20 protein-coding genes and 1 pseudogene are annotated in these 23,177 nt (G+C 74.9%); 11 read left to right on the plus strand and 10 right to left on the minus strand.

Annotation, left to right across the window (positions count from 1 at the left end):
- Nucleotides 1–18: 18 nt before the first annotated feature.
- The 3 genes from DSM104329_RS00620 (at nucleotide 19) to DSM104329_RS00630 (ending at nucleotide 2,837) form a co-directional block, all read left to right on the plus strand.
- Nucleotides 19–1,029, plus strand: coding sequence for a DUF354 domain-containing protein (locus tag DSM104329_RS00620; RefSeq protein ID WP_259313454.1), 1,011 nt, complete (start codon nucleotides 19–21; stop codon nucleotides 1,027–1,029).
- A complete protein-coding gene (locus tag DSM104329_RS00625) occupies nucleotides 1,026–1,991 on the plus strand; it encodes a glycosyltransferase family 4 protein (protein WP_259313455.1) in 966 nt (321 codons plus the stop codon). The genes DSM104329_RS00620 and DSM104329_RS00625 overlap by 4 nt, the downstream gene beginning before the upstream one ends.
- A gap of 78 nt (nucleotides 1,992–2,069) precedes the next feature.
- Complete coding sequence (locus DSM104329_RS00630) at nucleotides 2,070–2,837, plus strand: TylF/MycF/NovP-related O-methyltransferase (protein ID WP_259313456.1); 768 nt, start codon at nucleotides 2,070–2,072, stop codon at nucleotides 2,835–2,837.
- 51 nt (nucleotides 2,838–2,888) lie between these two features.
- Here DSM104329_RS00630 and DSM104329_RS00635 read toward each other — a convergent pair whose 3' ends face one another.
- From DSM104329_RS00635 to DSM104329_RS00665, 7 genes are read right to left on the minus strand one after another with little or no spacing between them, the layout of a single operon-like run.
- Nucleotides 2,889–4,721, minus strand: a complete 1,833-nt coding sequence (locus DSM104329_RS00635) for a glycosyltransferase family protein (RefSeq protein ID WP_259313457.1) — start codon at nucleotides 4,719–4,721, stop codon at nucleotides 2,889–2,891.
- Nucleotides 4,718–5,818 (minus strand): DegT/DnrJ/EryC1/StrS family aminotransferase, encoded by a 1,101-nt coding sequence (locus tag DSM104329_RS00640; protein WP_259313458.1) that lies wholly within the window; start codon nucleotides 5,816–5,818, stop codon nucleotides 4,718–4,720. Before DSM104329_RS00640 ends, DSM104329_RS00635 begins: the two co-directional genes overlap by 4 nt.
- Nucleotides 5,815–6,540, minus strand: coding sequence for a class I SAM-dependent methyltransferase (locus DSM104329_RS00645; RefSeq protein ID WP_259313459.1), 726 nt, complete (start codon nucleotides 6,538–6,540; stop codon nucleotides 5,815–5,817). Before DSM104329_RS00645 ends, DSM104329_RS00640 begins: the two co-directional genes overlap by 4 nt.
- Nucleotides 6,537–7,922 (minus strand): NAD(P)-binding protein, encoded by a 1,386-nt coding sequence (locus DSM104329_RS00650; RefSeq protein WP_259313460.1) that lies wholly within the window; start codon nucleotides 7,920–7,922, stop codon nucleotides 6,537–6,539. Before DSM104329_RS00650 ends, DSM104329_RS00645 begins: the two co-directional genes overlap by 4 nt.
- On the minus strand, nucleotides 7,912–8,622 hold the full coding sequence (locus tag DSM104329_RS00655; protein ID WP_259313461.1) for a class I SAM-dependent methyltransferase: 711 nt from the start codon (nucleotides 8,620–8,622) through the stop codon (nucleotides 7,912–7,914). Before DSM104329_RS00655 ends, DSM104329_RS00650 begins: the two co-directional genes overlap by 11 nt.
- Nucleotides 8,619–9,545 (minus strand): GNAT family N-acetyltransferase, encoded by a 927-nt coding sequence (locus DSM104329_RS00660; RefSeq protein ID WP_259313462.1) that lies wholly within the window; start codon nucleotides 9,543–9,545, stop codon nucleotides 8,619–8,621. The genes DSM104329_RS00655 and DSM104329_RS00660 overlap by 4 nt, the downstream gene beginning before the upstream one ends.
- Before the next feature lie 12 nt (nucleotides 9,546–9,557).
- Nucleotides 9,558–9,989: a sugar 3,4-ketoisomerase gene (locus DSM104329_RS00665; protein ID WP_259313463.1), complete on the minus strand. Its 432-nt coding sequence runs from the start codon at nucleotides 9,987–9,989 to the stop codon at nucleotides 9,558–9,560.
- Nucleotides 9,990–10,163: 174 nt separating this feature from the next.
- Between DSM104329_RS00665 and DSM104329_RS00670 the strand changes: the two genes are divergently transcribed.
- The 8 genes and pseudogenes from DSM104329_RS00670 to DSM104329_RS00705 all read left to right on the plus strand — a co-directional run.
- Nucleotides 10,164–12,104, plus strand: a complete 1,941-nt coding sequence (locus DSM104329_RS00670) for a nucleoside-diphosphate sugar epimerase/dehydratase (RefSeq protein WP_259313464.1) — start codon at nucleotides 10,164–10,166, stop codon at nucleotides 12,102–12,104.
- A 258-nt stretch (nucleotides 12,105–12,362) separates the two neighbouring features.
- Nucleotides 12,363–13,757: a LytR C-terminal domain-containing protein gene (locus DSM104329_RS00675; protein WP_259313465.1), complete on the plus strand. Its 1,395-nt coding sequence runs from the start codon at nucleotides 12,363–12,365 to the stop codon at nucleotides 13,755–13,757.
- 174 nt (nucleotides 13,758–13,931) lie between these two features.
- Nucleotides 13,932–14,687, plus strand: coding sequence for a phosphosulfolactate synthase (locus tag DSM104329_RS00680; RefSeq protein ID WP_259313466.1), 756 nt, complete (start codon nucleotides 13,932–13,934; stop codon nucleotides 14,685–14,687).
- Nucleotides 14,684–15,220, plus strand: coding sequence for a histidine phosphatase family protein (locus DSM104329_RS00685; protein ID WP_259313467.1), 537 nt, complete (start codon nucleotides 14,684–14,686; stop codon nucleotides 15,218–15,220). Before DSM104329_RS00680 ends, DSM104329_RS00685 begins: the two co-directional genes overlap by 4 nt.
- A gap of 256 nt (nucleotides 15,221–15,476) precedes the next feature.
- Nucleotides 15,477–17,282, plus strand: coding sequence for a N,N-dimethylformamidase beta subunit family domain-containing protein (locus tag DSM104329_RS00690; protein ID WP_259313468.1), 1,806 nt, complete (start codon nucleotides 15,477–15,479; stop codon nucleotides 17,280–17,282).
- On the plus strand, nucleotides 17,261–18,811 hold the full coding sequence (locus tag DSM104329_RS00695; protein ID WP_259313469.1) for an O-antigen ligase family protein: 1,551 nt from the start codon (nucleotides 17,261–17,263) through the stop codon (nucleotides 18,809–18,811). Before DSM104329_RS00690 ends, DSM104329_RS00695 begins: the two co-directional genes overlap by 22 nt.
- On the plus strand, nucleotides 18,798–20,171 hold the full coding sequence (locus DSM104329_RS00700; RefSeq protein WP_259313470.1) for an FAD-binding oxidoreductase: 1,374 nt from the start codon (nucleotides 18,798–18,800) through the stop codon (nucleotides 20,169–20,171). Before DSM104329_RS00695 ends, DSM104329_RS00700 begins: the two co-directional genes overlap by 14 nt.
- A gap of 69 nt (nucleotides 20,172–20,240) precedes the next feature.
- Nucleotides 20,241–20,855: pseudogene (locus DSM104329_RS00705) on the plus strand (amino acid ABC transporter ATP-binding protein); the annotation flags it as partial.
- Nucleotides 20,856–20,939: 84 nt separating this feature from the next.
- Here the strand turns inward: DSM104329_RS00705 and DSM104329_RS00710 are convergent.
- Genes DSM104329_RS00710 through DSM104329_RS00720 form a run of 3 tightly spaced genes read right to left on the minus strand, consistent with a single transcriptional unit; the run spans nucleotide 20,940 to nucleotide 23,135 of the window.
- Nucleotides 20,940–21,434: a GNAT family N-acetyltransferase gene (locus DSM104329_RS00710; protein WP_259313471.1), complete on the minus strand. Its 495-nt coding sequence runs from the start codon at nucleotides 21,432–21,434 to the stop codon at nucleotides 20,940–20,942.
- Complete coding sequence (locus DSM104329_RS00715) at nucleotides 21,431–22,405, minus strand: DMT family transporter (RefSeq protein WP_259313472.1); 975 nt, start codon at nucleotides 22,403–22,405, stop codon at nucleotides 21,431–21,433. The genes DSM104329_RS00710 and DSM104329_RS00715 overlap by 4 nt, the downstream gene beginning before the upstream one ends.
- 10 nt (nucleotides 22,406–22,415) lie before the next feature.
- Entirely contained in the window at nucleotides 22,416–23,135 is a 720-nt protein-coding gene (locus tag DSM104329_RS00720) for a ZIP family metal transporter (RefSeq protein ID WP_259313473.1), read from the minus strand.
- Nucleotides 23,136–23,177 lie beyond the last annotated feature (42 nt).

Here is a 23,177-nt window from a genome sequence, read left to right on the forward strand (position 1 = left end):
GGTAGCGTTGCGCCCTCCATGCGCATCTGGGTCGACCTGACGAACAGCCCGCACGTCGTCGTGCTGCGGCCGGTGATCGAACGCTGGCGCGCGGACGGCCACGAGGTGCTGATCACCGCGCGCGACTTCGCCCAGACGCTCGGGCTCCTGGAGCGCTACGGGCTGGCCCATACCGCGATCGGCCGTCACCAGGGCGCCGGGCTGCCGGCGAAGGCGCGGGGCCTGGCGGCGCGGTCGCTGGCGCTGGCGCGCTGGGCGCGGCGGCGCCGCCGGTTCGACCTCGCGGTCGGCCACGGCTCCAACGACGTGATGGTCGCCGCCGCCCTGCTGCGCATCCCCAGCGCGACGACGTTCGACTACGAGTGGGCGACGCTCCAGCACATGATCAACTGCCGCCTGGCGCGGGCGGTCGTGGTGCCCGGCGCGATCCCGCCCGAGCGCCTGGAGCGCTACGGGGCGCGCGGCAAGATCCACCCGTACCCGGGGCTCAAGGAGGAGTACGCGCTCGCGGACTTCGAGCCGGATCCGGCGGTGCTCGCGGAGCTCGGCCTCGAGCCCGCGGAGCCGATCGCCGTGGTGCGCACGCCCGCCGAGATGTCGGCCTACCACCGCTTCGAGAACGCGATGTTCCGCGACGTGCTCGAGCGCCTGCGCGGCCGCCAGACCGTGGTGCTGCCCCGTACGCCGCAGCAGCGCGACGAGCTGGCGGGCACCGGGCTGATCGTCCCCGAGCGGGCGATCGACGCGCAGTCGCTCGTCGCGTACGCCGATCTCGTCGTGTCGGCGGGCGGGACGATGAACCGCGAGGCGGTCGCGCTCGGCACGCCGGTGTGGACGACGTTCGAGGGCCGGCTCGGCGCGGTGGACGAGGGCCTCATCGCCGAGGGCCGCCTGCGGCGCCTGGAGTCGGTCGACCAGCTCGTGCTCGTCAAGCGGGAGGCCGGGGCGGCGCCGCGCGTGCGGCGCGACCCGCGGCTGCTCGGCGACCTGCTCATGTCCGCGGCGCGCAGGCCGACTATCGGAGGGTGAGCTCCCCGCACGCGTACTTCGTCTGCCCGGACACCGACGTGCCCAGCGGCGGCATCCGCGTCATCTACCGCCACGTCGAGCACCTCAACGCCGCGGGCCTGTCGGCGAGCGTCGTGCACCGGGCGCCCGGATTCCGGCCCACGTGGTTTCCGGCCGGCGGGGTGCCGGTCACCCACACGGAGGCGATCACGCCGACGCCGGCCGATCTGCTCGTCATCCCCGAGATCTACGGCCCCGACCTGGCGCGGATCGGGCCGGGGGTGCCGAAGGCGGTCTTCAACCAGAACGCATACAACACGTTCCTCGGCTACACGCCAGAGGTCGGCGACCGCCGCACGCCCTACACGCACCCGGAGGTGGCGGGGGCCGTGGTCGTCTCCGACGACAACGCCGCCTACCTGCGCCACGGGTTTCCGGAGCTGGCCGTGCATCGCGTCGTCAACGCTGTCGACCCCGACCTGTTCCGTCCTGCGCCCAAGCGCCGCCGGATCGCGTTCATGCCGCGCAAGAACGCCGAGCAGGCGCTGCAGGTCATCAACCTCCTGAAGTTCCGCGGCGCGCTGGACGACGTCGAGGTCGTCGCGCTCGACGGCATGAGCGAGGCCGAGGTCGCCGCCGCGCTGCGCGAGACGCTCGTCTTCCTGAGCTTCGGCCACCCCGAGGGCTTCGGCCTGCCCGCGGCCGAGGCGATGGCCTGCGGCTGCGCGGTCGCCGGCTGCCACGGGTACGGTGGCCGCGAGTTCTTCACCGCCGACCACGCGTTCCCGGTGGAGATCGGCGACGTCGTGGGCCTGGCCCGCACGGTCGAGGACCTCCTCGCGCGCGATCCGGCCGAGCTCGAGGCGACCGGCGCCCGCGCCGCCGCCTTCATCGCCGAGCGCTACTCGCCGGCCCGCGAGCGCCAGAGCGTGGTCGCGGCCTGGCGCGCGCTGGCCGGGGCGCCCGCCGTCGCCGCGGCATAGCGCCGTCTCAAGAACGCCCCGCCGGGTCCGATCACCCGGGTAGCCCCGTTCCCCATTTCCGCGAGGAGACCGCTGCGCGTGCCGCACCTCGACGCCCAGAGCATGGACATCCGCGCCGCCAACCGCTTCGTCGAGGCGGAGGAGCGGCTCGCCGAGCTGTCGGACCGGTTCCCGGGCTCCGACCGAGAGCGGCTGCACCAGCTCCCCCTCTTCCTGCCCCTCCACGTCCTGCGCCGCATCGCGTTCCTCGAGGCGCTGTACCGGGAGATCCTCCCGGTCCACGGCGTGATCATGGAGCTCGGCGTCCGCTTCGGCCGCGACCTGGCCATCTTCGACGCCCTGCGGATGCTCCACGAGCCGCTGAACTACGGCCGCAAGATCATCGGATTCGACACCTTCACCGGCTTCCCGTCGGTGCACGACAAGGACGGCGACCACGGACTCGTCCACGTCGGCGGCCTCGAGACCGGCGACGACTACGACGCCTACCTCGAGGAGGTCCTCGCCGCGCGCGAGCAGATGGGCACGTACGAGCACATGCGCAAGTTCGAGATCGTCCAGGGCGACGCGAGCGTCACCCTGCGCGACTACCTCGAGCGCAACCCGCACACGATCGTGTCGCTCGCCTACTTCGACTTCGACATCTACGAGCCGACCAAGGAGTGCCTCGAGCTCCTGCGCGGTCACGTGACGAAGGGCTCGATCCTCGCCTTCGACGAGCTCAACTGCCCCGACTTCCCCGGCGAGACGCTCGCCGTCAAGGAGGTCTTCGGGCTGGACCGCTACGCGATCCGCCGCGTCCCGGGCGTGAACCCGGGGATGCCGTCGTACCTCGTCGTCGACTGAGCCGGGACGCGTACGCGAACACCGGCAGCAGGACGCCGCGTCCTCGGCCGCTCAGGCGAGCGCGATGCCGCGCGCGGCCAGGCGGTCGCCCGCGACGGGGATCGGCACGGTGTCGAAGTCCAGCACCGCGCAGGGGTCGGCGGCAGGGGTGAGCTGCAGCTCGAACTCGCCGCCGTCGCCGAGCGCGGCCTCGAGCGTCGGGACCGCGGCCTCGATCTCGTTCGGGTCGAGCACGAGGACGCAGCGCTCGGCGAGACCGCTGACGGACGCGTCGCGCAGCCGCGCGACGGCCTCGACGAGGGCGGCCGGCTCCGGCGCCGGGGCGGCGACCGCCTGGCCGAAGCGGCGCGGCGGCACGGGGAAGCCCCCGGTCACGTGCACGAACAGCGTCGCCAGCGCCGGATCGGCGGCGATGAGCCGCACGCGGGCGGTCACCGTCGCGGCCTTCGCCGGGTCGATCAGCTTTCCGCCGGAGGCGTGCAGCGCATGCGTGACCTCGCTGTCGCGCTCGGCCGCACGGGGCGGCTCGCCCAGCTCGGCCGGATCGACCGGGCCCAGCGCGGCCGCGTCGCGGTACAGCCCGGCGACCGCCGCCGACCACCGCTCGGCGTCGTGGCTGAGCCGCGTCGCGTCCCACGCCTCCCGGCCGGCCGCCGCGCGGGCGGTTCGGTCGGCGATCAGCCGCGCGAGGCTCTCGCGGTAGGCCTGCGGCGTCTGCGGATACGGCCATCCGCCGCACGACATGGACCGCGCGCTGAGCAGCGCGGCCTCGTCGGGGTCCGGCGCGAACCCGAGCAGGGGCAACCCGGCCGAGGCGGCCTCGAGCGCGAAGGTGCCGCCGCCGCACGGGTAGGACTCGAGCACCACGTCGGCCGCGGCGACCAGCCCGGCGGACTCGACCACGCCGAGCGCGGCCACCCGCCCGCCGGTGCGGGCGTGCGCGTGCGCCCACCGGCCCTCCTGCGAGGGTCCGGCGGCGATGAGCCGGGCCTGGGGGTAGTCGTGGAGCACGGGCTCGACCAGGTCGAGCAGGTGCGGGGCGCCGGCGCTCTCGAACTTGTAGGCCGCGGCCACGGTGAGCAGGAGGACGTCGTCCTCGGCGAGGCCGAGCGCGGTCCGGGTCTGCGCGCGCACCGCGCCGTCGGCGGACGAGGTGACCGGCAGCGGCAGCACGCGGACCCGGCCATCCGGGATGCCGCGCCGGGTGACCGCCGTCCGGCGCGCCTGCTCGCGCGGAGCGACGTGCAGGTCGACGGCGGGCCGGCCGATGCCGAACGTGTGGTCGGTGACGTCGCAGCCGAGCACCGGCGGGCGCTCGCGCAGCCCGCCGAGGGCGATCGCCGGCAGCGGGTCGTGCGGGTCGAGGTAGAGGACGACGGCGTCGTGCGCGAACGCCATCCCGCGCAGCCGCCGGGCGCGCTCGAGCAGCCCGTTGGTGCCGTCGAGCAGGTCGCCCGCCGGATCGAGGACGCTGAGCTCGCGGCCGCCGCCGGCCGTCACGGCGTCGAGCACGGGGCGCGGCGTCTCGCCGGTCGGCGACGTGACCACGACCGAGTGGCGGCGCCCGGCGTCGCGGCCCATCCAGCGCAGCGCGAGGCGCGTGTGGCCGCCCTGCGCGTCGGCGTGGCTGAGCACGTGCAGCACGCGTCGCGGGCCGGCGCCGTCGCCGCTCCATCGCGGCGCCGGTCCGAGCGCCTCGCCGGCGGCCAGCAGGGCGCGGTCCAGCCGCGCGCTGGCGAACCCGCCCGGGTGGTTCATGGCGAAGACGGCCGCCCCGGTCTGGGCGGCGCAGGCGGCCTGCTCGGCGTCGCCGCGCGCGAGCAGCGCGTCGGTGAGGTCCTCGTACTCGGCCAGCAGGGCCGCGTGCTCGGCGATCGTGGTCAAACCGCCGCTCCCGCGCGCAGCCGCCGGACGGCGCCGATGACGACGTCCGCGTCCTCCTCGTCCAGATGCGGCCCGAGCGGCAGCGTAAGCACCTCGGAGGCGAGGCGGTCCGCGACCGGCAGGTCGAGATCGAGCTCCGCGTACGCGCCGGAGCGGTGGGGCGCGATCGGGTAGTGGATCTGGGCGTCGACGCCCGCCCCGCGCAGCTCGTCACGCAGCTCGTCGCGGCGCTCGCAGCGCACGACGAACAGGTGGTGGACGTGGTCGGCGCCTGACGGTGCGGGGAGCGCGATGCCGGGCACGCCGGCCAGCTGCGCGCGGTAGCGCTCGGCCAGGGCGCGCCGCCGCTCGTTCCATTCGTCGAGCACGGTGAGCTTCACCCGCAGGACGGCCGCCTGCAACGGGTCCAGGCGGGAGTTGACCCCGGCGGCCTCGAACTCGTACCTGCGCCGCGAGCCGTAGTTGCGCAACAGGCGGACGCGGTCGGCCAGCAGCGGGTCGCTGGTCGTCACGGCCCCGCCGTCGCCGAGCGCGCCGAGGTTCTTGGCGGGATAGAAGGAGAAGGCGGCCGCATGGCCCAGCGCGCCGGCGCGCCCGTCCTCGTTGCGCGCGCCGTGGGCCTGCGCGGCGTCCTCGACGAGCGCGATCCCGTGCTCGTCGCACAGCGCGCGCAGCTCGCGGGTCTCGCACAGCCGCCCGTAGAGGTGCACGCAGACGACGGCGCGCGTGCGCGGGCCGATCGCGCCCGCCACGGCGTCGGCGGTCACGTTGTGCGTGGCGACGTCGGGCTCGACCGGCACGGGCCGCGCGCCGACGGCGCTGACGGCCAGCCAGGTGGCGACGAAGGTGTTGGACGGGACGAGGACCTCGTCGCCCCGACCGATCTCCAGCGCGCGCAGGACCAGCGTCAGGGCATCGAGACCGGAGCCGACCCCGACGGCCTCCGTCGTGCCGCAGAGGCAAGCGAACTCCTCCTCGAACGCCTCGACCTCGGGACCGAGCACGAACCAGCCGGACTCGAGCACCCGCCGCATCGCGGCGTCGATCGGCTCGCGCAGCTCCCGGTACGCCGCTCCGACGTCGAGCGACGCGATCATCGCTGCGCGACGATCGCGATGTTGGCCAGCATGCTCGGCTCGAGCTCCTCGGAGATCCCGAACAGCGCGCGCAGCAGCGGCTCGTCGAAGCCGAGCATCATCGAGTTGGGCAGCACCTTGAGAAACCAGCCGAACTCGTCGACGACGCGCAGGCCGGCGGCGCGCACGTCGTCGCCCAGACGGGCGAGCGAGTACACGCGCCGGTGGCCGACGAGCCCGTCGCGCGCAGACAGCGAGTCGAGGTGCTCCTGCAGTCCCATGCGCACGGCGAGGCGGCGGTGCAGCGACTCCGCGTTCGGCACCGCGACGACGAGCCGGCCACCGGGCCGCAGCCACCCGGCGGCGTGGCGCAGCAGGGCGCGCGGACCGTCGACGTGCTCGAGCACGTGCAGGGCCAGGACCGCGTCGAACGGGCGCTCGGGGACGAACTGCTCGAAGAGGCCCTCGTGGACCGGCAGCGCCGGATGCGCCGCCCGGGCGCGGCGGGCGAGCTCGGGCGAGCCCTCCAGCACCTCGAGCCCGAGCCCGCGGGCGAGCAGCTCGCGCGTCGTCAGGCCGGTGCCGTAGCCCATCTCGAGCACGCGGTCGCAGCCGCCGGCCGCGGCGGCGACGGCGTCGAGGCTGAGCGTCTGCTGCAGCTCCTCGATCCCCAGGTCCGCGACGTCGCCGGCGAGGTAGTACTCGCGGGCGTAGTCGTCGAGCGCGGCGGCGGTGAGGGTCATGCGGCGGCTGCTCCCACGAGAAGTCCCTGGACGATCTGTTCGTTGAGCGAGTCGGCGGCCGGACCCAGCGCGCCGCCGACCACAGCCACGTCGAGCTCGCGGTCGGCGAACGCGGCGCGCGCGGCGGCGAAGGCGCGGCGGTTGGCGGGCGAGGGCGCGGGGAACGTCGGTCGCGCTGCCCCGGTGATCGGCTCCAGGGCGGCGTCCTTGACGACGAGGCCCGCGTCGCGCAGGCCGCCGGTCGCGGCCGCGACGATCGCCGCCGCGTCGAGGTCGTGGCGCAGCTCGACGCACAGGACGCGGCGGCCCGGGGGTGCCGAGCCGCTCGTCGACACGCGCAGCACCGGGTTGACCGGATCGAGGACGTGGACGAGGTGGGGGAGGTCGATCGTGTCACGCTCGGCGACCTCGAGCCAGGCCAGGACGGTGCGTGCGCGAGCGGGGTGGTAGCCGATGCCCGCCGCCGCGAAGAGCTCCGCGGCGCCGGCGCCGAGCACGGGGCGCTCGGTCACCACCTCGCGCCCGTTCGCGAAGCCCAGCGCGGTGGCGGCGCCGGCCGGTCGCACGCTCGTCAGCGCGCCGGCGACCTCGACGGTCACGCCGTCGCGCGCGCGGATCCTGGTCAGCAGCGCGTCGACGATCGCGCCGCACCCGTCACCGGCCACCGTGTGGAAGGGGCGCGCGCCGCGGAACCCGAGGGGCTCTCCGCGCAGCGCCTGCAGCAGTGTCCGCGGGTGGAACAACGGCGCCCAGGCCTTGCGGCGCAGCGAGGCGAGGACGGCGCCGGCGCCGCCGTCGACGACCTTGTCGCAGAGCGGCGCGATGACGCGGCGGTGGAAGCCCTCGCCGTGGTTGGCCAGCGAGGCCTGCTCGAGGGTGAGCCCGTCGAGCTGAGCGGCGCGGTCCGCCGCCAGGACGCCCGCATCGCCCGACCCCGCGGCCAGACGGGCCTGCACCTCCGCGGCCATGGTGTCGGCCACCCGCGGGCCGAGCATGCCGCGCAGCGGGGCGAGGTCGACCGTGAAGAGGATGTCGTCGGCGCGCTCGGCGCCCTCGAGGACCATCGCCGGGCGGCCGGCCTCGACCAGCCGCCGGCCCACCAGCTCCTGCATCCAGGCGCGGATGCGGCGCACGTACGGGCGGTGGCCGCCGGGCCGGTAGTCCTCGAGCGGGGGCACCAGCGCCGCGTCGCCTTCGTAGGACAGCTCGAGCAGGCGGACGCCGAGCTCCAGCGTGCGGCCGTCGCGCCGCAGCGCCGCGAACCCGCCGCCGACCCCGCGCCCGGGCAGGAGCAGGCGCACGCGCTCGCCGCGCTCGCCCAGGGTGTCGGCGGCGACGAGCGCCGCCATCGACCCGCCGGCGACGACCCGCTCAGCCGGCACGGAAGGTCAGGAGGTTCAGGGCTCCGTGCTCGGGCAGGTGCCGGACCGCGCCTTCCAGCCCGTCGAGGACCTCGTCGGGCAGGGCCTCGAGCGCATCGTTGGGCAGCGGTTTGAGGAACACGCCCTCGCGGGCGATCTCGCGCAGCCCGGCGCTGTGCCCGAGGGCCGCCATGTCGCGGGCGTCCATCAGTCGCTTCGTGCCGAAGCGCTCGCCGCGCTCGGCGACGTCGTGAAGATCGTGGATCAGGCCCATCTCGAGCGCCACCAGGCGGTGCAGCGAGCGCGGGTTCTGCAACGACACGTGCACGAGCGTGCCCGGCACGACGTGGGCCTGCGCGACGCGCCGAAGGACGGCCTCGGGATCGGCGACCTCGTGCAGGACGTTGGTCAGGACGACGTGGTGGAAGCGGCCGAGCCGCTCGAGCGCGGCGAGGTCGTCGAGGTCGCCGGCGACGAACTCGCAGCGCGGCAGCGCCCTGGCTTCGGCACGGGCCAGGTACTCCGGCGAACGGTCGACGCCGGTGACGCGCCGCCCGTCGCCCGCCAGCAGCGTCGTCATCAGGCCGGTCGCGCAGCCGAGCTCCAGGACGCTCTCGTGCGGGTGCAGCCAGCGCCCGACCCGACGGCCCGTCGCGCGGGTGTAGCGGGCGTCGAAGTCGCGGTCCGGGTCGTAGATCGCGGTGTAGTCGATCGCGGTCATCGCACCAGGACGGGTCGCAGCTCGGCCGTGGCCAGGATCGACTGCTTGAACTGCGCGAGACCGTGGCTGACGCGCAGCGGCGGGCCGCCGGGCTCGGTCGTGCGGCCGAGGTCGAGGACCCGGACGCCCTCGGCCAGGGCTCGCTCGATCACGCGGAACGCGAGCAGGTTCATCGGCGAGCGCTCGAGCCGGTGGCCCGCGTCGCCCCAGGCCTGCACGTACCAGCGGTCGGCGGCGACGACCATGACGAGCGCGGCGGCGCACGGCGCGCCCTCGTGCTCGAGGACGAAGCAGCGCACCGCCGCCGGGAGCGCGTCGCGGACGCGCTCGAAGTACTCCCGGCTCAGGCTGAGCGCACGGCCGCGGTCGCGCCGATTGGCGTGCACGAGGGCGTAGCCGGTCGTGAGGTCCTGGTGCTCGGCGAACGCGAACGGCGCCCCGAGCGCGTGGCGCAGCGCGCGGCGGGCCGGCGATCTCAGCGCGGCGAGGTAGGCGTCCGCGGTCGGGAAGCGGCTGAGGTCGACGGCGTGGTTGAGGTCGGCCTCGGCGACCGTGAAGCCGCGGTTGAGCAGCCCGAACTGCACGAGCGCCCCGGTCGGCGACCAGGACGCGGGCGGGCAGCGGAAGGTGAGGCGCTCGGCCCGGAGGCCGCCGAGCTCGGCGAGCCAGTGGTCGATCGCCGCCTCGACGTGGGCGGGCGTCTCGCGGGGCCGGGCGAAGTCCGGTCCGGAGCACGGCGACGAGAAGCCGGCGGTGAAGGCGCCCTCGTGCAGCACGCCGGAGAGCACGCCCACCGTGCGGCCGCCCTCGTCGTAGGGCAGCGCGAGGATCGCGTCGCCGGGGGCGGCGTTGAGCGCGTGGAAGGCGGCGCGGTTGAAGAGCGAGACGAAGGGGAGGTCTGTCCGGGGCGTGCAGATCGTCATGGCGTGCGGCGCTCAGGCGTCCGGCGCGGACCGGGCGACGGTGCGGAACTCGCCGAGGTCGCGGATGTAGTCGGCCTCCTCGAAGATCTCCGACGCCAGCACCATGCAGACCGAGCCGGAGGAGAAGTTGTCGATCTCGCGCCACACCATGCGCGGGACGTAGAGCCCGGCGTAGGAGCGGTTGAGGTGGAAGCGGTGCTTGATCTCGCCGTCGTCGAGCACGACGTCGAAGCTGCCCGACATGGCGATGATCACCTGCTCGAGGTCGCGGTGCGCGTGGCCCCCGCGCTCGGCGCCGCCCGGCACGTCGTACAGCCAGTACACGCGGCGGATGTCGAACGGGATGTGGACCTGGCCCTCGACGACGCTGAGATTGCCGCGTGGATCGTTGACGCGCGGGAAGGCGACCATGTGACAGGCGGCGAGGCCGGAGGGGGGAAGCATGGTGGCGGCCACGCCCCGGTGGTCGGACGCACGCGGGGCGACTTGAGCCCCGTGCCCGCCGTTGCCGTCGCCCCAGGGCAGGAGGATCCGAGGGGGCTCGGCTCCGGCGACAGCGGCCAGCTTCGGACCTTGATCGAAGCAGGACCGCCGTATCCACCCGTAGAATCATCGCCCGTGCGCCGCGTTCGATCGGCGACCGTCCCCCTGCACCGCCATTCGATCCCGCAGATCCTGGTCGATGGGGTGCTGGTCGCACTCTCCTATTGGCTGGCCTTCTGGCTGCGCTTCGACAACGGCATCAGCCCGCCGTACGAGGAGCTGCTGCGCGACACGCTGCCCTGGGTCGTGGGCGGCTCGCTGGTCGTCTTCGTCGTCTCGCGCATGTACGGGAAGTGGTGGCGCTACGCCGGCCAGCGCGACCTGCTCGTCGTCGTGCGCTCCGTCGTGCTCGTCACGCTCGCGCTCGTCGCCGCGGTCGCCGTCCTGCACCCGGTGACGCGCCCGACCACGGAGGGCGACGTCTCCGTCGGCCTGCCCTCGAGCGTCATCGCGCTGTTCATGCTCATCGCGATCGCGCTCATGTGCGGGGTGCGCCTCCTCGCCCGGATGCTGCACGAGCGCCCGCGCGGCTTCCGTGCGCGGGCGGACGCGCGCACGGTGCTGATCGTCGGCGCCGGCGACGGCGGCCGGCTGGTGCTGCGCGAGATCCTGCGCAACCGCGACCTGGGCCTCAACCCGGTCGGCTTCGTCGACGACGACCCGACGAAGCGCCGCATCCGCGTCGAGGGCGTGCCCGTCCTGGGCAACACGCAGGAGGAGTTCCCGCGCGTGCTCGACGAGGTCGAGCCCGACGAGGTCATCATCGCGATCCCCTCGGCTCCGGGCACGCTGCGCGGGCGGGTCGTGGGCGCCTGCCGGCGGCGCGGCATCCCGATCCGCACGCTGCCGACGGTCTTCGAGCTGCTGCAGGGCGGCGGCTCGACGTACGTGCGCCAGGTGCGCGACGTCCAAGTCGAGGACGTGCTCGGGCGCGAGCCGGTGCGCTTCGAGATCGACCGCGTCGGCCGCTACCTCGACGGCGAGGTGGTGCTCGTCACCGGCGCCGGCGGCTCGATCGGCGCGGAGCTCTGCCGCCAGATCGCCCGCGTCGCGCCGCGCAAGCTGATCCTGCTCGACCATGCCGAGGACAACCTCTTCCGCATCCAGCGCGAGCTCGAGGACGACCGCCACGTGCACCCCTCGACGCTGGCCGCGGTGCTCGCGGACTGCAAGGAGGAGGAGCGCATGCGGGAGGTGTTCGGCGAGCACCACCCGACGATCGTCTTCCACGCCGCCGCCTACAAGCACGTGGGCCTCATGGAGCTCAACCCGGTCGAGGCGGTGCGCAACAACGCGCTCGCGACGCGCGTGATGGCGCGCGTGGGCGGCGACCTCGGCGTGCGCACCTTCGTTCTCGTCTCCACCGACAAGGCGGTCACCCCGGCGACCGTGATGGGCGCGTCGAAGGCGCTGGCGGAGTGGGCGGTCGAGGAGGCCGGCGCGCGCTATCCGGGCACGAGCTTCGCCACCGTGCGCTTCGGCAACGTGCTCGGCTCGTCGGGCAGCGTCGTGCCGATCTTCCGCGCGCAGATCGCCAAGGGCGGCCCGGTGACGATCACCGACCCGGCGATGACCCGGTACTTCATGACGATCCCGGAGGCGGTGCAGCTCGTCATCCGCTCGGGCTCGCTGGCGAAGGGCGGCGAGGTCTTCGTGCTCGAGATGGGCGACCCGGTGTCGATCATGCAGCTCGCCCGCGACATGATCGAGCTGTCGGGGCTGCGTCCGGAGGAGGACATCGCGATCGAGGTCGTCGGGCGGCGGCCCGGCGAGAAGGTCCACGAGGACCTGTTCAACCCGTACGAGCGGCCGCAGGCCACGCCGGCCGAGAAGATCCAGATCGCCGAGCGCGAGCCGCTGGCCCCCGAGGTCGTCCACGCGATGTTCGCCGAGATCGGGCTGCTGGTGCTCGAGGGCGACGCGGCCGGCCTCGCGCGCAAGGTCACGGAGCTCTCGGCCCTGCGGTCGGGCTCCCACGTCGACGCCGCCGCGGTTTCCGTAGACCCTCGGGCTTAGGGAGAACCCACGAGCGCTTGCCTCCTGGCGACAGGGTGCGGTGGTGCACCCTTCACCGCGCTGGTCGCCGTCGGCACCCCTGGTGAACCCTCGGGGGCCCGCCTCCTGGCGACAGGGTGCGGTGGTGCACCCTTCACCGCGCTGGTCGCCGTCGGCACCCCTGGTGAACCCTCGGGGGCCCGCCTCCTGGCGACAGGGTGCGGTGGTGCACCCTTCACCGCGCTGGTCGCCGTCGGCACCCCTAGACTCACGGCGTTCATGGCCGTCGCCCCCCTGACCGCCGCCTTCGGCATCCCGAGCCAGGTCGAGTCGATCGGAGCAGTCGCCGGACTCGCCGCCATCCTCGGACTCGCGGTGCTGTCCATGCTCTACTTCGCGCAGGCGCGCGAGCTCAAGCGCCTGCGCGAGTGGGCCGGGCGCGGGCCGGAGCGGGCGGCCGAGCTGCAGGAGCGCGTGAGCAGCAGCCCCGTTCCACGGCGACCGCCCGCCGCGCAGGCGCGCGGCGCCGTCTCGCCCGCGACGCCCGCGGGTCAGGCCGTCCAGGGCCAGGTCCCGGGCGCCGCCGCCCCGCGCCCGGCGACCGGCAGCGCCGCCGCGGCCGCGGCCGGAGCGACCGCCGCCACCGCCGCCCCGGGCCAGCCCGCTACGGCGCCCAACGGCCAGACGGGCGCGCCCGGGGCCCCCGCGGCGCCGTCCGGGCCCGGCGCGCCGGTGCAGCCCGCCCAGGCGCCCCCGGCGGGCCAGCCCGGCCAGCCCAGTCCCGCCGCTCCGGGCCAGCGTGGCCAGCCCGCTCCCGTCGCTCCGGGCCAGCCCGGCCAGCCCGCTCCCGCCGCTCCCGGCCAGCCCGGCACCGATCAGCCCACCACCGCATCCCCGGCGGCCCGCCCGGCCACGCCCGCCCCGGGTCAGCCCGCGCAACCCGCCCAGCCGGTGCGGCCCGCCACGGCCGGCGCCCCCGCGCCCGCCTCGACGGCGGCCCGCAGCGCCGTGCCCGGCGCCCGCACGGCCGCCGGTGCTGCCGGCGCCGCGGCCCCCGGCGCGCGCGCTGCCGGCCGGCCCCGGGCGGCCGCGCCCCTGCGCACCGGCACGCCCTCGGCCACCGTCCCACCACGGCGAGGCGGGGGCGCAGGCACCGGCGGCGGCGACGACGGCGACGGCCGCTCGCGCCGGGGCCTGCTGCTGATCGGCGGCGCGTTGATCGCCGTGATCGTCGCGGTCGTCTTCGCCATCACCCAGCTCGGCGGCGGCAGCGACGGCAATAGCAGCGGCGGGACGCAGGCGAGCACGCAGACCGGCAACGCCATCGCCCCCACGCGCACGACCCAGCCGGCGAGCCAGGCGTCCGACAGTTCGCGCGCGAAGACCGTCGTCGGCGTGCTGAACGGCACGACGGTGCCGGGGCTGGCCCGCTCGGTCGCCGACAAGCTCGAGGCGCGCAAGTACCGCATCGGGACGGTCACGAACGCGCCGGACCAGCAGCGCTCCGCCACCCAGGTGGCCTACCAGCCCGGCAGCGTCCGCATGGCCCGCGACGTCGCTCGCATCATCGACGTCGGGTCCGACGCCGTCGTGCCCATCGACGAGGTGACGTCGGCCACCGCGGGCCCCGATGCGCTCGTCGTCGTGACCGTCGGCTCCGACCAGTCCCGGTAGCCGTGGCCCGTCCCGCAAGCATCGACCTGAGATTCGGGCCGTCCATCATCGCCATGCGGCGTCCTCGGCCACTCGAGATCCCGGATTGCATCGGGCCTGCGTCCTGGCCTGGCGGCGCTGCGGACCTGCCGTTCAAGTCGATGGCCACGAGACGAACCACTTGACTGCCGCCCCATGACCTCCGGCCCGCTCGAGCTGCCCCGCCGCAGCGCGAAGCCCCGGTCGACCGGCATCACCCACGTCCTCGACCGCGGCCTCTCCCTACGCCAGATCGACGACCTCGTCGAGGTCTGCGGCGACAGCGTCGACATCGTGAAGCTCGGCTGGGGGACAGCGCTGGCCACCGGCAACCTCCAGCCGAAGCTCGACCGGCTGCGGTCGCACGGCATCACGGCCGTCCTCGGCGGGACGCTCACCGAGCTCGCCATCCGCCAGGGCCGGGTGGACGGGCTCGTCGCCTGGCTGCACGAGCTGGGCCTCGAGCACGTCGAGGTCTCCGATGGCACGATCTCGCTCGATCCCGAGGAGAAGCGAGGGCTCATCGCCCGTTTGGCGAAGGAGTTCACCGTGCTCAGCGAAGTGGGATCCAAGGACGCCGAGGAGATCATGGCCCCGTACCGGTGGGTCGAGCAGATCGAAGCCGAGCTCGCGGCCGGGGCGTGGAAGGTCATCGCCGAGGCCCGGGAGACCGGCACGGCCGGCATCTACCGCCCGGACGGCGAGGTGCGCAAGGGGCTGATCGACGAGATCGCCCACGCGATCGACCCGGCGAAGCTGCTGTTCGAGGCGCCGCGCAAGGACCAGCAGGTGTTCTTCCTGCGCCGCTTCGGGCCGGACGTCAACCTCGGCAACATCGCTCCGGACGAGGTGCTCTCGCTGGAGACGCTGCGCCTCGGGCTGCGCTCGGACACGATGGAGCTGGGCGGATGATCCTGTTGGCGCGCCACGGCGAGACGCCGTACAACGCCGAGCGCCGCTTCCAGGGCCAGGGCGACGTGGCGCTCAACGCCCGCGGCCTCGAGCAGGCCCGCGAGCTCGCCCAGCTCGCCGTGCAGGAGCCGCTCGCGGCGCTGTACGCGAGCCCGATCCGTCGCGCCCGCGAGACCGCGGAGATCGTCGCCGAGGCCGTCGGGCTCGAGCCGCGCTTCGACCCGCGCTTCGCCGAGACGGACGTCGGCGACTGGCAGGACCTGCTGTTCGATGACGTCGAGCGCGAGCATCCGGACCTGTGGGCGGCCTGGCAGGCCGGCGGCGCGTGGAGGTTCCCGGGCGGCGAGTCCCTCGCAGAGCAGCAGGAGCGCGTGATCGCCGGGCTCGTCGACGTCACGCAGCGCGGCGAGCTGCCGGCGCTCGTCGTCTGCCACCGGGGCTCGATCCGCGTCGCCCTCTGCCACACCCGCAACGAGGGCCTGGAGGCGTTCCAGCAGATCGCGATCCCGAACGGGGCCCTGATCCGGCTGTGAGCCATGCCGGCCCCGTTCGGCGGCCCGTCGTCGTGAGACCCTGCGGGTCCTCACACTCGAGCGTCGCGTCCCTCGGCGGCCCGTCGTCGTGAGACCCTGCGGGTCCTCACACTCGAGCGTCGCGTCCCTCGGCGGCCCGTCGTCGTGAGACCCTGCGGGTCCTCACACTCGAGCGTCGCGTCCCTCGGCGGCCCGTCGTCGTGAGACCCTGCGGGTCCTCACACTCGAGCGTCGCGTCCCTCGGCGGCCCGTCGTCGTGAGCACGACCCGCCTGCGGGTGGGGGTGTTCGTCCTCCTTGTCCTGGCCACGTTCGGCGCGTTCTTCGTCGTGCAGCGCATCAAGCGCGAGCCGGCCGACGTGCGCTTCGCCCGCATCACGCCGCTGTTCTCGCCGAACGGCGACGGCCGCCTGGAGCGCGCCCGCGTGAGCTTCCAGCTGCGCACGGCGGACACGATCTCGCTGCGCGTGATCGACCGGGCCGGCGACGTCGTGCGGACGCTGATCGCCGACCGGCGTGTACCCGCCGGCACGCGGGTGCGGGCGCTCTGGAACGGGCGTGACGACGCGGGCCGCGTCATGCCCGACGGCGTCTACCGCTACCGGGTCACGCTGCAGGACCAGGGCCGCGCGGTCCCGCTGCCGCGCGGGGTGCGCATCGACACGAAGCCGCCGCGCCCGCGCGTCCAGCGCATCGGCGGCGACAACCGCGGCCCTGACATCCTGCCCCGGCCCGACGGGCGCCCGGTGACGATCCGCTTCTACAACCCCGCGCGCAACCAGCCGACCGAGCTCATGGTCTACCGCACGAACCCCGGCACGGCGATGGTGTTCCGCACGGTCGTCCCGGGCGGGCGGCGCTCGTTCGTCTACGACGGCCGCGACGCCGCCGGCCGGCCGCTGACCCCCGGCACGTACGTCGTGGCGCTGCGCACGCGCGATCTGGCCGGCAACGCCGGCACGGCGCCCGGGCGCCTGCCGCCGAAGGCCCAGTACGGCCAGCGCCTGTCCGGCCATGGCGGCATCACCGTTCGCGACCTCGCGGCGCAGCCGCCGCTCGAGCCGACGATCACCGAGTCCGCGGCGACCTTCGGCGTCGACGCCCGCGGGCGGAACTTCGCCTGGTCGGTGCGTCGCGCCGGCACCGGCCGGCCGTACCGCGAGGGCCGCCCCCGCACCCTGCCCGTCGTGAAGATCGACGCGCCGAAGACCCCCGATTCCGGCCTGTACCTCTTCGAGGCGCATACGCGCGACCACCAGACGCAAGTCCCGTTCCCCGTCCAGGCGGTGAAGACCCAGAAGGTGCTCGTCGTGCTGCCGGCGATCACCTGGCAGGGCACGAACCCGGTGGACGACGACGGCGACGGCTGGCCCAACACGCTCACGGACGGGCTGCCGGTGCGCCGCGAGCGCGTCTTCGCCAACGGCCTGCCCGAGGACCTCGTCCAGCGCGTCGCCCCGCTGCTCATCCACCTCGACCGCACCGGCCTGCGCTACGACCTCACGACCGACCTGGGCCTGGCGACGAACGAGGGCCCCCGGCTCGAGGGCCATACCGGCGTCGTGCTCGCCGGCGACATGCGCTGGCTGCCGGCCGCACAGCAGCGCGCGCTGCGGCGCTTCGTGCGCAACGGCGGCAAGGTCGCCACGTTCGGCATCGACTCGCTGCGCCGCCAGGTCCGCGTCACGCCGAACCGCCTCGTCGACCCCACCGCGCCCGCCCGCACCGACGCGTTCGGCGCGACGCTGCGCCCGCTCGTCCGGGCCCCCGGCACGACGCTGACGATCTTCAACGACGAGATCGACCTGTTCGCCGGCAACGTGTTCGGCGGCACCGGCGTCTTCTCCGGCTACGACAGCTACGAGGAGACGGAGTCGGTCGGCGCCGGCGCGAAGGTCGTGGCGAGCGCGGTCACCGAGTCCGGGCGCAAGGTGGTCGTCGCGGAGCGCCTCGGCAAGGGGCTGATCATCCGGTTCGGGCTGCCGCAGCTGCCGCAGCGGCTCGGCCGGCCGGGCAACGAGAGCGAGCTGGTGCGGAGGACATGGACGCTGCTCTCCCAGTGATCCACGCGGCCACCGACCTCGGCGACGCCCTTGACCGGCTCGGCGTCGTCGCCGTCGCGGTGCTCGCCGCGGCCGCGCTGCTCGCCCCCGGGCTGCGGGCGCGGGCGGCCGCGTCGCTCGGCGCGCTGGTCCTCGTGCCGGTCCTGCTGCTCGCCGACATCTGGGACTCCTCGCAGGTGGCGAGCCTGCGCGACCGCCCCGCGCTGTTCGCCGGCGCTGCGGTCGTGGCGATCCTGGTGGTCGCCGCGCTCGCCCTCCTCGTCGCTCGTCGCCCCCTGCTGCTGCCCCTGCTCGCGGTCGCGGCGCTCCCGTTCCGCATCCCGATCTCCGCGGGCGGCGACACCGCGAACCTGCTCGTGCCGCTGTACCTCGTCATCGCGGCGGGCGTGCTCGCCACCGGCGTCACGCGTCTGCGCGCCGAGGACGACGATGCGCCGTTCCGCCCGCGGGCGCTCGAGTGGCTGCTGTGCGGCGCGGTCGTCCTCTACGCGATCCAGGCGGTCTACTCCGACGACTTCGCCCACGGGCTGCAGAACGTCGTCTTCTTCTACGTGCCGTTCGCGCTGCTCTTCGGCCTGCTGCGCGAGGTGCCCTGGACGCAGCGGCTGGCGCTGCAGTGCCTCGGCGTCCTCGCCGCGCTCGCGGCCGTGTTCGTCTGCATCGGGTTCGTCGAGTACGCGCGCAAGGAGCTGCTGCTCAACCCGAAGCTCGTCGCGGCGAGCCAGTTCCAGACGTACTTCCGCGTCAACTCCCTGTTCTTCGACCCGAACATCTACGGGCGCTTCCTCGTGACCGTGATGCTCGGGATCACGACGGTGATCCTGTGGACGCGGCGCACCCGCGACGTGCTCGCCGGCGTCGCGCTGCTCGCGCTGCTGTGGGCGGGCCTGGTCCTGAGCTTCTCGCAGTCGAGCTTCGCCGCCCTGCTGGCCGGCCTGGCCATCCTGGCCGGCCTGCGCTGGGCGTGGCGCTGGACGATCGCGGCGGTGGGGGTCGCCGCGGTGGTCGCGGTGGGCATCGTGGTCCTGTTCCCGAGCGCGATCAACCTCGACCTGGGGTCCTCGAAGTCGGCCGACAAGGCGACGAGCGGCCGCCTGGACCTCATCAAGGGCGGGGGGCGCCTGTTCGCCGACCGGCCCGTGCTCGGCTGGGGCTCCGGCTCGTTCCCGGCGGTCTACCGGCGCGAGGAGCAGGTCTCCTCGGAGAAGGCGACGACGGCCTCGCACACGATCCCCGTCACCGTGGCCGCCGAGCAGGGCGTGATCGGGCTCGCCGTCTATCTGGCGCTGCTCGTCGCCGCCCTGGCCCGGCTGTTCGCCGGCGCCCGGGCGCTGCCGCTGCGCGCCTACGTCGCTGCCGCGTTCGTCGCGCTGCTGGTGCACACGATGCTCTACGCGGCGTTCCTGGAGGATCCGCTGACCTGGGCGCTGCTCGCGGTCGGCACGGCGGCCGCGGTGCTCCCGCGCCCGGGGGAGGGCGACGAGGCGGCGGCGCCCGGCGTAGCCTCCGCGCACGATGACGCTGACTGACGACCTGCGCGCCGCGGTCGGCGAGCGCCACGTCCTCAGCGACCCGGAGCTGCGCGCACCGTACGAGACCGACTGGAGCGGGCGCTTCCATGGCGAGGCGGCGCTCGTCGTGCGCCCCGGCACGACGGACGAGGTCGCGGCCGTGCTCGCCGCCTGCCGGCGCGCGGGCGCGCCGGTCGTGCCGCAGGGCGGCAACACCGGCCTCGTCGGCGGCGGCGTGCCGCGCGGGGGCGAGGTCGTGCTCAGCCTCGGGCGGCTCGACGACGTCGGCGTCCCCGACCTCGCGACCGCCCAGGTCGAGCTGGGCGCGGGCGCGACGCTCGGCGCGCTGCAGGCCGCGGCGCGCGCCGCCGGCCTCGACGCCGCGATGGACTTCGGCGCGCGCGACAGCGCCACGCTCGGCGGGATCGTCGCCTGCGACTCCGGCGGCGTGCGGGCGCTGCGCCACGGCACCGCGCGAGCTCGCGTGGCGGGCCTGGAGGCGGTGCTCGGCGACGGCACGGTCGTCCGGCGCATGTCGGGCCTCCTGAAGGACAACGCCGGCCTGAACCTCCCGGCGCTGCTCGTCGGCAGCGAGGGGACCCTGGGCGTGGTGACCCGGGTGCGCTGGCGGCTCGCCGCGCCGCCGCGGCGCCGCGTTGCGGTCCTCGTCGCGCTGGACTCGCTCGACGAGGTCGTCGGCCTCGTGGGCCGACTGCGCACCGAGGTGCCCTCGCTCGAGGCGGTGGAGCTGCTGCTGCCCGAGGGCATCGCGTTCACCTGCGAGTACCTCGGCGTGCCGTCCCCGGTCCGCGACGCGGCGGCCTACGTGCTGGCCGAGGCGGTCGGCGCCCAGGACCCCACCGAGGAGCTCGCGGCCGTCGTGCCCGACGACGCGCTGCTGGCCGACGACACCGCGACCCGGGAGCGCCTGTGGCGCCTGCGCGAGACGCTCACGGAGGCGATCGCGGCGGCCGGCATCCCGCACAAGTTCGACGTCGGCGTGCCGATCGCCCGCCTGGCCGAGTTCCTCGAGCGCGTGCCCCCGGCCGTCGAGGCGGCGGCGCCGGGCTCCCGGACGTTCCAGTTCGGCCATCTCGGCGACGGCAACGTGCACGTCAACGTGCTCGGGCCGGAGCCCGGCGACGAGGCGGCCGACGAGGCGGTGCTGCGCCTCGCGGCCGAGGTGGGCGGGACCATCAGCGCCGAGCACGGGGTGGGCGTGGCCAAGGCGCGCTGGCTGCACCTGATCCGCAGCGACGCCGAGATCGCGGCCATGCGGTCGATCAAGCGCGCGCTCGACCCCGATGGCGTGCTGAACCCCGGCGTTATGCTCCCTGGGACGGCTTCGCCCGCTGCGTCCGCCACGACGCACCTCTGATTCGCCCCCTCTGGAGACCTCCCGCATGACCCGCTTCCGCCCGCTCGCCCTCGCGGCGCTGCTTCCGCGCGGCTCCTGCGCTGCATCGACCTGCTCGACGAGATCGACGACGGCGACGTCCTCCTCGACGGCGAGGTCATCACCGACCCGTCCGTGCGCCCCGACCGCGTCCGGCGCCGGCTCGGGATGGTCTTCCAGGGCTACAACCTCTTCCCGCACCTCACCGTGCTGGAGAACATCGTGCTCGCGCCGGTGCGCGCGCACCGGACGCCGCGCGAGGAGGCCGAGGCCCGCGCCCGCCGGCTGCTGGACCGCTTCGGCCTCGCCGACCGCGCCGGCGAGCGCCCGGACCGCCTGTCGGGCGGCCAGCAGCAGCGCGTCGCGATCGTCCGCGCGCTGGCCACCGGCCCGCGCGCGCTCCTGCTCGACGAGGTCACGAGCGCGCTCGACCCCGAGCTCGTCGGCGAGGTCCTGGCGCTGGTCCGCGACCTGAAGGCCGACGGGATGACGATGGTCCTCGCCACGCACGAGATGAGCTTCGCGGCGGAGGTCGCCGACGAGGTCTGCTTCCTGCACGACGGCCTCATCGTCGAGCGCGGAACGCCGCAGCGGATCTTCGAGGCGCCGGAGCGCGCCGAGACCCGGCGCTTCCTGCGCCGCCTGCTCGAGGCGCGCCGGCTCTGATCGCCGGCGGCACGCCGGCTGACGTGACCGCGAACGAGCTTCAAGGCGTCGTGTCGCGCGACAGGCACGGCGACCAGCGCAGATCTACGGGCGCTGCTGCGTTCGGACCGTCAGCTCGAAGGGCTCGAAGCCCAGCGCCTCGTAGAACGCCCGCGCCGGGACGTTCGCCGCGATGACGCCGAGGCGCACCTCGGTCCCGCCGAGCGCGGCGACGCGGTCCCAGACGGCGCGCAGGAGCTCGCGCCCGAGCCCGCCGCCCCGGGCCTCCGGCAGCAGGACGAGGCTCTCGACGTAGCCGAAGCGGTCGGGCCGGGGCCACGTGGCGCCGGGGCCGTTGAGCGTGACGAAGGCGTAGCCGACCGGCCGTCCGCCCGCGTCCCGCGCGACGGCCACGAACGCGTCGGGCTCGTGGATCCACTCGCCGTAGAGGCAGCGGCGGTGGCCCCAGCCCTCGTCGTCGCCGCGGACGGGCCCCTCGTCCGGCGCCATCGCGCCGTGGTGGCGCTTGAGCGCCAGCCACAGCGGGCGCAGCTCGTCGAGCACCTCCTCACCGGCGATGTCGATCCGGTGCGGCGTCAAGCGACCGTGGGATCGATGCGTGCGTCTCCGACGTCGGGCACGTCGCGCGGGGCCGCCCGCGCGCGCGGGCCGCGCCCGAACGCCCGCAGCGCAGAGCCCAGGCCGGGCGGCAGGCGGCCGTCGGTCGCCAGCCACGAGCCGGCGAGGATCAGCAGCAGCCCGGCGACGGCGCCCACGCCGAGGCTCTCGCCGAGCACCGTGACGCCGAGCGCCACCGCGACGATCGGCGAGACGTACGTGATGACGATCGCGCGGCCGCCGCCCACCTCGGCCACGAGGATCGCGAAGAGCACGAGCGCCGCCGCCGAACACGCGACGCCGAGCACGACGAGGGAGGCGCTCGCGGTGGCCGACGGCATCGCGGCCGGCAGGTCGGCGAGCGCGAGCGGGGTCAGCGCGAGCGCGCCGAACACCATCGCCACGGTGACGACCGCGATCGTGTCGATCCCCGCCAGCGGCCCGCGCAGCGTGAACGGGCCGACCGCGTAGCAGAGGGTCGCGAGGAGGACCGCGCCGGCGCCGAGCATCTCCTCGGACCGGCCGGCGACGTCGATGCCCATCAGCGCGACGACGCCGGCGAGGCCGACCACGAGCCCGGCCAGCCGCGCGCCGCGCGCACGCTCGGCCGGATCGAGCCGGATCGCCAGGAGCGCGACCATCAGCGGCGCGGACGCGATGAGGATCGCGGTCAGCGACGACGACACGCGCTGCTCGCCGAACGGGATCAGCGAGAACGGGATCGCCATCTCGGTCAGCCCCCACAGCAGCCCCCAGCGCAGCCGTCCGCGCATCTCGGCCAGCACGCCCATCCGCCAGGCGATCGCCAGGAGGATGACGGCGCCGATGACCAGCCGCGACCACGCCACGAACACGGGCGGCAGCCCGTCGTCGACGGCGAGCTTGATGAACAGGTACGGGATGCCCCACAGCACCGAGACGGCGGCGAAGCAGGACCAGGCGCGCAGGCTCACAGCGCGCCGATCATGCCACGACCTCGGACAGCAGCACGGCGAGCGCGTAGCCGAGCAGCGTCGCCAGGCCCACCACCCGCCCGCCCTTCTCGAACGCCTCCGGGACCATCGCGTCGATGAGCATCACGACCAGCGCCCCGGCCGCGAACGCCTGCGTGAAGCCGACGATCCAGCCCGACGCATCGCCGAGCACCGCGTACCCCGCCAGCGACGCGAGCGTCGTGACGACCCCCACCGCCGCCCACAGCCCGAGGATCGAGCGGGCCGAGCGCCCGGACTCGCGCATGTCCGCGGACGAGCCCAGCGACTCCGGGATGTTCGAGATGAACACCGCCGCGACCAGGCTCAGCCCGACGCCGCTGCCCGCCGCGATGCTCAGCCCGATCGCCGCCTGCTCGGGCAGCCCGTCGAGCAGCGCACCGAACGCCAGCGCGCCGCCGCCCGCGCTGCGCCGCTCCTTGCGCGGCGTGCTGGTCCCGCGCTCGATGAGGCGGTCGCCGAAGTAGAAGGCGAGCCCGCCGGCCGCCAGCCCGGCGGCGAGCGCGCCCGGCCCGCCCTCGTGCAGCGCCTCGTCGGCCAGCTCGAACGAGATCGCGCTGACCAGCGCGCCGGCACCGAAGCCGAGCAGCAGCCCGAGCGCCCGGCGCGGGACGTGCAGCACCACGCCGGCCACCGCGCCGATCACCAGCGACGACGATCCGACGAGCCCCCAGAGCAGCGCCGACAGCACGGTGGCAGACCCTACGCCCGTTCCTCCGCGACAATGCGCGCC

The sequence above is a fragment of the Capillimicrobium parvum genome, from assembly GCF_021172045.1.
GTDB classification, from domain to species: domain Bacteria; phylum Actinomycetota; class Thermoleophilia; order Solirubrobacterales; family Solirubrobacteraceae; genus Capillimicrobium; species Capillimicrobium parvum.

Coding starts and splice junctions, on each gene's coding strand:
- DSM104329_RS00620 (WP_259313454.1), top strand. CDS start 19: ATGCGCATCTGGGTCGACCTGACGAACAGCCCGCACGTCGTCGTGCTG.
- DSM104329_RS00640 (WP_259313458.1), bottom strand. CDS start 5,818: ATGATCGCGTCGCTCGACGTCGGAGCGGCGTACCGGGAGCTGCGCGAG.
- DSM104329_RS00645 (WP_259313459.1), bottom strand. CDS start 6,540: ATGACCCTCACCGCCGCCGCGCTCGACGACTACGCCCGCGAGTACTAC.
- DSM104329_RS00655 (WP_259313461.1), bottom strand. CDS start 8,622: ATGACCGCGATCGACTACACCGCGATCTACGACCCGGACCGCGACTTC.
- DSM104329_RS00660 (WP_259313462.1), bottom strand. CDS start 9,545: ATGACGATCTGCACGCCCCGGACAGACCTCCCCTTCGTCTCGCTCTTC.
- DSM104329_RS00665 (WP_259313463.1), bottom strand. CDS start 9,989: ATGCTTCCCCCCTCCGGCCTCGCCGCCTGTCACATGGTCGCCTTCCCG.
- DSM104329_RS00675 (WP_259313465.1), top strand. CDS start 12,363: ATGGCCGTCGCCCCCCTGACCGCCGCCTTCGGCATCCCGAGCCAGGTC.
- DSM104329_RS00680 (WP_259313466.1), top strand. CDS start 13,932: ATGACCTCCGGCCCGCTCGAGCTGCCCCGCCGCAGCGCGAAGCCCCGG.
- DSM104329_RS00685 (WP_259313467.1), top strand. CDS start 14,684: ATGATCCTGTTGGCGCGCCACGGCGAGACGCCGTACAACGCCGAGCGC.
- DSM104329_RS00695 (WP_259313469.1), top strand. CDS start 17,261: ATGGACGCTGCTCTCCCAGTGATCCACGCGGCCACCGACCTCGGCGAC.
- DSM104329_RS00700 (WP_259313470.1), top strand. CDS start 18,798: ATGACGCTGACTGACGACCTGCGCGCCGCGGTCGGCGAGCGCCACGTC.